Source organism: Arthrobacter sp. HMSC08H08 (genome assembly GCF_001807575.1).
In the GTDB taxonomy this organism is placed as follows: domain Bacteria; phylum Actinomycetota; class Actinomycetes; order Actinomycetales; family Micrococcaceae; genus Pseudoglutamicibacter; species Pseudoglutamicibacter albus.
The window spans coordinates 43,662-51,693 of record NZ_KV789399.1 but is presented as its reverse complement, the minus strand read 5'-3'; the positions used below and the strand labels follow the sequence as shown (position 1 = coordinate 51,693).

The 8,032-nt window shown below is 60.0% G+C and carries 6 protein-coding genes, 1 tRNA gene and 1 other RNA gene; 5 read left to right on the top strand and 3 right to left on the bottom strand.

Going from position 1 to position 8,032, the window contains the following annotated elements:
• Positions 1–30: 30 nt before the first annotated feature.
• Positions 31–115 (bottom strand) — tRNA-Ser (locus HMPREF3175_RS07385).
• A 130-nt stretch (positions 116–245) separates the two neighbouring features.
• On the opposite strand from HMPREF3175_RS07385, the gene ffs reads away from it, so the two are divergent.
• An RNA gene (gene ffs / locus HMPREF3175_RS07380) (signal recognition particle sRNA small type) lies at positions 246–342 on the top strand.
• Between the two features lie 199 nt (positions 343–541).
• On the opposite strand, the gene HMPREF3175_RS09995 is transcribed toward ffs, so the two are convergent.
• The gene (locus HMPREF3175_RS09995) at positions 542–712 is read right to left on the bottom strand and encodes a CsbD family protein (RefSeq protein ID WP_083285302.1); all 171 of its coding nucleotides are present in this window, start codon (positions 710–712) and stop codon (positions 542–544) included.
• A 179-nt stretch (positions 713–891) separates the two neighbouring features.
• Here HMPREF3175_RS09995 and HMPREF3175_RS07375 point away from each other — a divergent pair, with 179 nt between their 5' ends.
• Both HMPREF3175_RS07375 and recR read left to right on the top strand, forming a co-directional pair.
• Positions 892–3,642: a DNA polymerase III subunit gamma and tau gene (locus tag HMPREF3175_RS07375; RefSeq protein ID WP_083289495.1), complete on the top strand. Its 2,751-nt coding sequence runs from the start codon at positions 892–894 to the stop codon at positions 3,640–3,642.
• 33 nt (positions 3,643–3,675) lie between these two features.
• A complete protein-coding gene (gene recR, locus HMPREF3175_RS07370) occupies positions 3,676–4,275 on the top strand; it encodes a recombination mediator RecR (protein ID WP_070491574.1) in 600 nt (199 codons plus the stop codon).
• A gap of 151 nt (positions 4,276–4,426) precedes the next feature.
• Here recR and HMPREF3175_RS07365 read toward each other — a convergent pair whose 3' ends face one another.
• Positions 4,427–4,723 (bottom strand): hypothetical protein, encoded by a 297-nt coding sequence (locus HMPREF3175_RS07365; RefSeq protein ID WP_035756554.1) that lies wholly within the window; start codon positions 4,721–4,723, stop codon positions 4,427–4,429.
• A 378-nt stretch (positions 4,724–5,101) separates the two neighbouring features.
• Between HMPREF3175_RS07365 and HMPREF3175_RS07355 the strand changes: the two genes are divergently transcribed.
• Positions 5,102–6,388: an aspartate kinase gene (locus HMPREF3175_RS07355; RefSeq protein WP_070491570.1), complete on the top strand. Its 1,287-nt coding sequence runs from the start codon at positions 5,102–5,104 to the stop codon at positions 6,386–6,388.
• Between the two features lie 128 nt (positions 6,389–6,516).
• Positions 6,517–7,962, top strand: a complete 1,446-nt coding sequence (locus tag HMPREF3175_RS07350; protein WP_070491568.1) for an ATP-binding protein — start codon at positions 6,517–6,519, stop codon at positions 7,960–7,962.
• Positions 7,963–8,032 lie beyond the last annotated feature (70 nt).

The window sequence follows — 8,032 nt, the reverse complement described above, 5'->3', positions numbered from 1 at the left end:
TGTGAACGATGTCCCGACACATTACAAACGCGGAGGATGGGGGATTTGAACCCCCGAGGGCGTGAACCCAACACGCGTTCCAGGCGTGCGCCATAGGCCGCTAGGCGAATCCTCCTCGGATACCCACTTCAGACCCCAGGCCTGAACAAGGCTTTACATACTTTAGCGAACTAAACAGCTAAGAGCCAATCGAGACCACCTACACGGCTGATTCGCGTCCTATTAGCCTCTCAGTTAGACTGATACGCGACCCCTCACGTGGTGTTATCTCGCTGAACTCCCCCAGGGCCGGAAGGCAGCAAGGGTAAGTGGGCTCTGGCAGGTGCGTGAGGGGTCGTTACTTTTAACTCTTCCCTCCGCCCGAACGAACCACCGTCCTCCGCACACACTCGCTTACAGCCCAGGCATACACTCGATGACTTAAACGAGCGAAGGGCCCACGGCGGTCATCGCCGTGAACCCCTCGTCCGTATATTCCAGTAGTCAGCTAGCCGAATATTCGAAGCCCGCAACTACCGTTCAAACTTGTGTAGCGCGAGGCTTACTTGAGGTTGTCCTTGACGTCCTCTGCAGCGTCGCCGGCCTTGCCCTTAGCGTTCTGGGCCTTGCCTTCAGCCTGCTGGCCCTTGTCATCGCGCAGATCGCCAAGCTTATCCTTAGCGGCGCCGACTACCTTGTCCTTAGCGTTTTCCAACTTGTCTCCCAAGCTCATGGGATACTCCTTTCACGCTGAGACCGGGGTAGCTCCCCGAGGTCTTCTATGTGTGACACTTCCACACTCACCCGCCCATGTCTAGGCATCCGCCACTTTGTTTGCTTAGAACGAATATTCAGCCACCATCGTGCACCCTTTGCTAGGGGTCTGCTGTGGTCTCTGGGTAGTCTGGTGGGGTGAGCACAGCGCTATACCGCCGGTTTAGACCCGACACGTTCGAAGACGTCATCGGGCAAGATCACGTGACCAAACCGCTCCAAGTGGCTTTGGATAAGAACCGTGTCAACCACGCGTACCTGTTCTCTGGGCCCCGCGGCTGCGGTAAGACGACCTCGGCACGCATCCTCGCCCGTTGCCTCAACTGCGAGAACGGCCCCACCTCGCATCCATGTGGCGAATGCCCGTCCTGCCGCGATCTTGCGACGGGCGGCTCGGGCTCCCTTGACGTAATCGAAATCGACGCCGCCTCCCACGGCGGTGTGGATGACGCCCGCGAGCTACGCGAGCGTGCATCCTTCGCTCCTGCACGCGACCGCTACAAGATCTTCATCATCGATGAAGCCCACATGGTGACCTCGGCCGGCTTCAACGCGTTGCTGAAAATCGTGGAAGAGCCGCCGGAGCACATCAAGTTCATTTTCGCGACAACCGAACCTGAGAAGGTCATTGGCACCATCCGTTCGCGCACCCACCACTACCCTTTCCGGCTCATCCCGCCGGAACCCATGACTGAATATGTGCAGCATCTTGCTGATGTTGAGCATGTAGCGATCGCACCCGGGGTAGTGCCTCTCGTGGTGCGTGCCGGCGGCGGTTCCGCCCGCGACACACTCTCCGTCCTCGATCAGCTCATGGCCGGCTCCGGTGATGACGGCATCTCATACGACCTCGCTGTCGCACTGTTGGGTTTCACCCACGGTGAGCTTCTGGACGATGTGGTGGATGCGTTGGCCGCGCACGATTCCGCTTCCGTGTTCGCGGCCGTGGACCGCGTGATCCAGTCTGGCCAGGACCCTCGCCGTTTTGTTGAGGACCTTCTGGAACGCTTCCGCGACCTCATTCTGGTGCGCGCCGTCCCCGAGAACGCCTCCGATGTTCTGCACGGCGTGCCCGAAGACCAGATCCAGCGGATGGCAACCCAAGCCTCCGGCCTAGGCCCGGCAGAGCTGTCTCGGTGGGGCGACATCACCAACGCCGCGCTCACCGAAATGACCGGCGCAACAAGCCCTCGCCTGCATCTTGAGCTCCTGTGCGCACGCCTATTGTTGCCGTCCACCGATGACACCGAGCGTGGCCTCGCCGCCCGCATGGACCGTGTGGAACGCCACTTGAGCTTCAGCGGCGGCCCCATGGAAGCTGGCAGCGCCTCCCCTGCACCCGCACCAGATAAGAAAACCACACAGTCCGATGCGCAAGCCGGCCCATCTTCACCGGCACCCGCAACGGCATCCAATGATGCGGCACCGGCTGCGGGACGTGGTGCTGCCGCCGCGCGCGCCGCACTGCGGGACTCGGCTCCGGCCGCGCCTCAGCCATCACAAAATCCTGAGCCTCGCCAGATGCAAGAGCCAGCGGCACCGGCTGCACAGGCTACACCGGCTGCACCCCGCCCAGCCGCACCCGCGCCAGCTTCGGCTGAACCTGCGCAGAAACCTGCGCCTACAGAGGAAACAGAACCAGCCGCACCAGCACCGGAATCGGCACCCGAGCCTGCGCAGGCACCTGAAGCAACGCCGGAGCCCACGCCCGCACAAGCCCCGGCACGCGAACCGGAAGCTGCGCCTACTCCCGAACCTGCTGCCACGCCGGCACCTGCCTCTGCCTCCGAGCCCGCTTATACTCCTGAACCTGCTCCGGAGACTCCACCGGCAACCGAGCCTGAACCTGCACAGCAACCCGAACGGCCCGCGGCAGGTTCCGAGGGTTCCGTTGAGATGTTCCGCAGGGCGTGGCCGCAGATCCTCGAGAACGTCAAACAGAACCGCAGGTTCGTGTGGTCGATCCTGCAGCAAGACGTCTCGGTCGCCGGCTATGACGGGAAGACTCTCACCCTCGGGTTCAGCAATCCTGGCCCGATGAACGCGTTCCGCAACCGTGCCGATGCCGCCGAAACACTCAAGGCTTCCATCAGTGCAGTGATAGGAGTGACACCGGACATCGACGTCGCTGAAGGCGGCGATGCCGGCCCAAAAGCTGACGGCCGGAACAACCTTCCGGCCGCGGAAGAACCACAGCACCACGAAGCACCGCACGAAGAGCCGGCCTACGGAGAAGCGCAGTACGAGGACGCGCCGCGGCACGACGACCCGTCCTACGAAGAGCCGCCCTACGAAGAGTCGCCGCGGCACGATAAGGAGCTGGCCGATGCGCCGAAGCCTCAGCCAGAACCTCCGGCTACTCCCGCTCCAGAGCCACCCACCGCTCCCACGCCGGCTGCCTCATCACCTGCGGCGGCGCCCGCTGCGCCAACACCATCATCCGCGCCTGCACCATCGGCGGCGCCAGCGGCACCGGCTCCGCCTGCCGTAGCGCCACCACAACCGGCAGCGCCCGCGCCACCATCCTCAGCACCTGCTGCTCCAGTACCACCTGCAACGTCACCAGCGGCGCCACCCCCATCGTCGGCCCCGACCCCTTCAACACCTGCGCCTGCGCCCCCAACGCCGCCATCGGGCGGGAAGCTCAGTCGCTATCAACAGTTGCTCGCGCAAAGCAAGAACAACAGCCAGGCTCCAGCTCCAGGCTGGGGTGCCCCACCGCCGCAAGCGCCGGCGCCCGTTGAAGAGCATAACTTTGTTCCGAGCGAGGATGATGAACAGCTCGAGAACTCGGTCTCGTTCGGGCGTGCCGCGTTCGAGAACATCCTCAACGCGAAGCTCATCGAAGAAACAGACCTCGAAGGCAATCCGCTACCCCACCGTCGCTGATTCGCCTCACCGCAACCATCAGGAGAGTGCACCGTGTACGAAGGCGCCGTCCAAGACCTCATCGACGAGCTCGGGCGTCTACCCGGCATTGGCCCTAAGTCTGCTCAACGCATCGCGTTCCACATCCTGGAAGCAGACAAAGAGGATATGCGGCGGCTCGCGGACGCGATCAAGGTTGTCAAAGACAAAGTGTCTTTCTGCGAAGTGTGCTTCAACATCACCGAAGACGAAAAGTGCGCGATCTGCCGCGACCCTAACCGGGACGACAGCACCATTTGTGTTGTCGAGGAATCGAAGGACGTCATGGTGATCGAACGGACGCGCGCATTCCGCGGCCGGTATCACGTACTGGGTGGCGCGATCGACCCGATGGCCGGTATTGGCCCGGATCAGCTGCACATCAAGGAGCTACTCACCAGGCTCTCGGATGATGCGATCCAGGAACTCATCATCGCAACGGACCCGAACCTTGAAGGCGAAGCCACCGCAACGTACCTGGTGAGGATCCTCAAAAGCATCGGCGTCAAAGTGTCCCGGCTCGCATCCGGACTACCGGTGGGCGGGGATCTGGAATACGCGGACGAAGTCACGCTCGGGCGAGCACTTGAAGGCCGCCGCTCACTCATCAACTAAGCGGGCGACGATCAACTAACCGGCCGATGGGGCCCAGCGGGTAGCCAGCACCGTGCGGCCCAGTCTCGCACCGGTCGCACGGCCGGACGGCTCAGCCGCACTCACTAGCGTGAGCCGGAAGGGGCGCGTGCACAACCGAATCGAGCCGCGCTCAGCCGCGCTCGAGCTCGTCTTGAATATTGTTGAGAGCGGCCAGGATGTGGAACAGGTGCTGGTCCGCTTGCAGTCGGGTTGCGTACACGATCTGCTCGGGATCCAACATGTAGCTTTGGCCCACGGTGTCTGTGACTAAGACGTGGTCTTTGCGGTGGCGCAGGCTTGCTACCTGGATTGAGACGCGTTCTGCGGGTTGATCGAACGTGAGTTGCCCCGCAACGTTTCGCCCGTCGAGCCGGCTAGCCGTGATTTCTAGACCGAATGGCTGAGGAAGGTCTTCCCTGCTACCCATCGCGTTTACGCCCCTGTCCTGTTGTGTCGATCCTGCTGGTGTCGATCGTGTCGTGTCGAATGAAGTACAGATCGGCCGCAACTAAGACGTAACCAATCCTAATCCACGGGAACAAATCACCTTTGAAGCGTCCCCCGGTAAAGATAATAGTCAAAGATAGGGTAAATCCTGGGATCTGAGAGTCTCTGGCACGAAATATTTGACTCGTCACCCATTTAACCTCTGTTGCATGCGTCACACTTGATGTTCTTACGATACCCGCTGCAACGCGCGTCACTTATTGTGTGTGCCATGCCTGCGCACCGTAGGCTGAAACACAACACTTCCCTGGGGTGCCGGCATGGCTTAGGCGCACCCATCGACTAGCGAAAGGCGCTCATGGCTCTGATCGTGCAGAAATACGGCGGCTCTTCCGTTGCGGATGCCGCAGGTATTAAGCGAGTCGCCGCCCGTGTGTTGGAAACCCGCGAAGCCGGCAACGATGTTGTCGTTGTTGTTTCCGCGATGGGTGACACGACTGATGAGCTGTTGGATCTGGCCGCCGAAATCACTGACAAGGCACCCGCCCGCGAAATGGACATGTTGCTGTCCGCTGGCGAACGCATGTCCATGGCTCTGCTCGCTATGGCGATCGAAGCGGCAGGCGGCAAAGCTGTCTCCTTCACCGGTTCGCAGGCCGGGATGATCACTGACGCACTGCACGGTTCGGCCCGCATCGTCGAGGTCTCCCCTGCGCGTGTCCGCCGCGCGGTTGAGCTCGGTTCAGTCGCGATCGTGGCTGGCTTCCAGGGCATGTCGAAGGAATCGAAGAACATTACGACGATGGGCCGCGGCGGTTCTGACACGACCGCGGTTGCGCTCGCTGCGGCCCTTGATGCCGATGTGTGCGAGATTTACACGGATGTGGACGGCGTCTTCACTGCTGATCCGCGCGTGGTTCACCATGCGCGGAAGCTCGATACGCTCTCGAGCGAGGAGATGCTGGAGCTTGCCGCGCACGGCTCGAAGATCCTGCATTTGCGCTGCGTTGAGTATGCGCGGCGTTTCGGTATCCCGATTCACGTGCGTTCGTCCTTTAGCCACAATGAGGGGACCTGGATTGTCCCTGACGCTTCTGACAAGATCCAACTCCCGGAGGGGGAACCATTGGAACAACCGATTGTTGCCGGCGTAGCTCATGACCTCTCCGAGGAGAAAGTCACCGTGATCGGCGTCCCAGACATCCCGGGTAAGGCCGCCCACATTTTTGAGGTCATCGCCCAGGCGGATACGAACGTGGACATGATCGTCCAGAACGTCTCCACCGCAGGCTCCGGCAAGACTGACATCACGTTCACCGTACCGAAGACTCAAGGCGACCGCGTGGGGAGCGCGTTGCGTGAAGCCCAGACCGAGATCGGTTTTGAGGACATCGAACAAGACAACAAGATCGGTAAGGTCTCCCTGGTTGGCGCAGCGATGCGCTCCAACGCGGGCGTCTCCGCGACGTTCTTCCGCGCCCTGCACGAGGCCGGCATCAACGTTGACCTGATCTCCACTTCGGAGATCCGCATCTCGATCGTGACCCACGAAGACAAACTCGCCAAAGCTGTCGAGGCGATCCACACCGCATTCGGACTCGACACCGAACAGGAAGCCACGGTCTACGGCGGCACAGGCCGCTAAGCTCCCTGCCGCTCGCCGCGCGGTTCGGTTCTCGCACGCGCTCTTAAGAACTTCCCAGAAGCTTCCCACTTAACTTCCCACAGTGTTATGTTGAGTGGGAAGTTAAGTGGGAAGTTAGTGAGCACTCAATGGACACCGAACGCTTAGAGTCAATCGTCCACACACTGCGGATGGTGGGAACAGACAACCAACCAACCGAGGTCAAAAGCAATGTGGGCAAGTCGATTCGCGAAACTCTCAGCGCATTCGCGAACGCAAACGGCGGCCTCATCATCCTTGGGCTCGATGAGTCAAACGGCTTCTTGCCGGTGGAGGGCTTCGATGCCGCAAAAGCTCAGGACGCGCTAGAAACCCAATGCGCCCAAACCACACCGCCAATACGTCCACTCATCGACACAGTGCCCTTTGAGAACTCCTTAGTTGTTGTAGCGGAAGTCAGTGAAATGACCTCCGAAGACAAGCCTTGCTACGTAACTGACCAGGGAAGATATGGCGGTAGCTATATACGGGTTGCCGACGGTGACATACGGCTTACGCAATACGAAGTCGACCGCCTCGTTGAGGAGCGAACCCAACCTAAATGGGACGAACAGTCAGTCACAGATGCACAACCTGAAGACCTGCATTCAGGCACCGTGAACGCCTACCTTAGCGTTCAACGCAAGCGTCGTCCCAAAACCTTCAACGATGGCCTCGAAACCGCAATGAAACGCTTGCGTATCCTCAAAGACGGACACCCAACCCTGGCGTCATTGCTTGTCATGGGCGAATATCCGCAGGAGTTTTATCCGCGCCTTACGGTGACATTTGCTAACTTCCCTGGAACAACGAAGGGCTCTGTTACTGAGGGGATTCGTCTCCTAGACAGCAAAACTTTCACCGGCACCATTCCGGAGCTCGTTGATGAAGGCATTGAAGTCGTCAGAAAAAACATGCGCACTGCCGCGCTCATCGGGGAAAAGTACCGCTCAGATTTGCCAGACTATCCGCCTGTCGCAGTACGCGAAGCTCTCGTAAATGCACTCATGCACCGCGATTACTCCCCGCTCGCGCAAGGCAGCCAGGTACAGATCAATATGTTCGTTGATCGTCTCGAAGTCACCAGTCCAGGAGGACTATATGGAGGCGTTACCGTTAGAAACTTAGGGAAGCCAGGCGTGAGCTCGACTAGAAACCAACGTCTCTCTGCATTCCTCGAGGACGTGAAGTTTCACGACGATGACGGCGAGGCAGGTGTCGTTGCTGAAAATAGGGGCACGGGCATCGCAGTCATTCAACGCTCACTCGCCGATGCCCTCATGCCGCCACCTGAGTACATCAACCGGCTAGACAGCTTCACCATTATTTTCCACCGGCGAAGAGTGGCGGAGAAAGAGCGCTATGCAAGCGCCTTTGACCAAGTGCTCACCGCTCTCAAGAGCCAAGTCTCTGCTTCCACAGCTGAGCTCGTCAAGAGCACAAAACTAAGCCGTACAGCAGTCCAAAAAGCAGTGAACGAACTCATCGCCGAAGGTGTCGTCGAGCGCACTGAACCGTTACGAAGCCCGCGGCAACGCTACCGGATCACAACATAGTCATTCAGCCAAGAAAGCCCGGCACTACCGAGCTTCCCACTTAACCTCCCACCAACTTCCCACAGTGTTA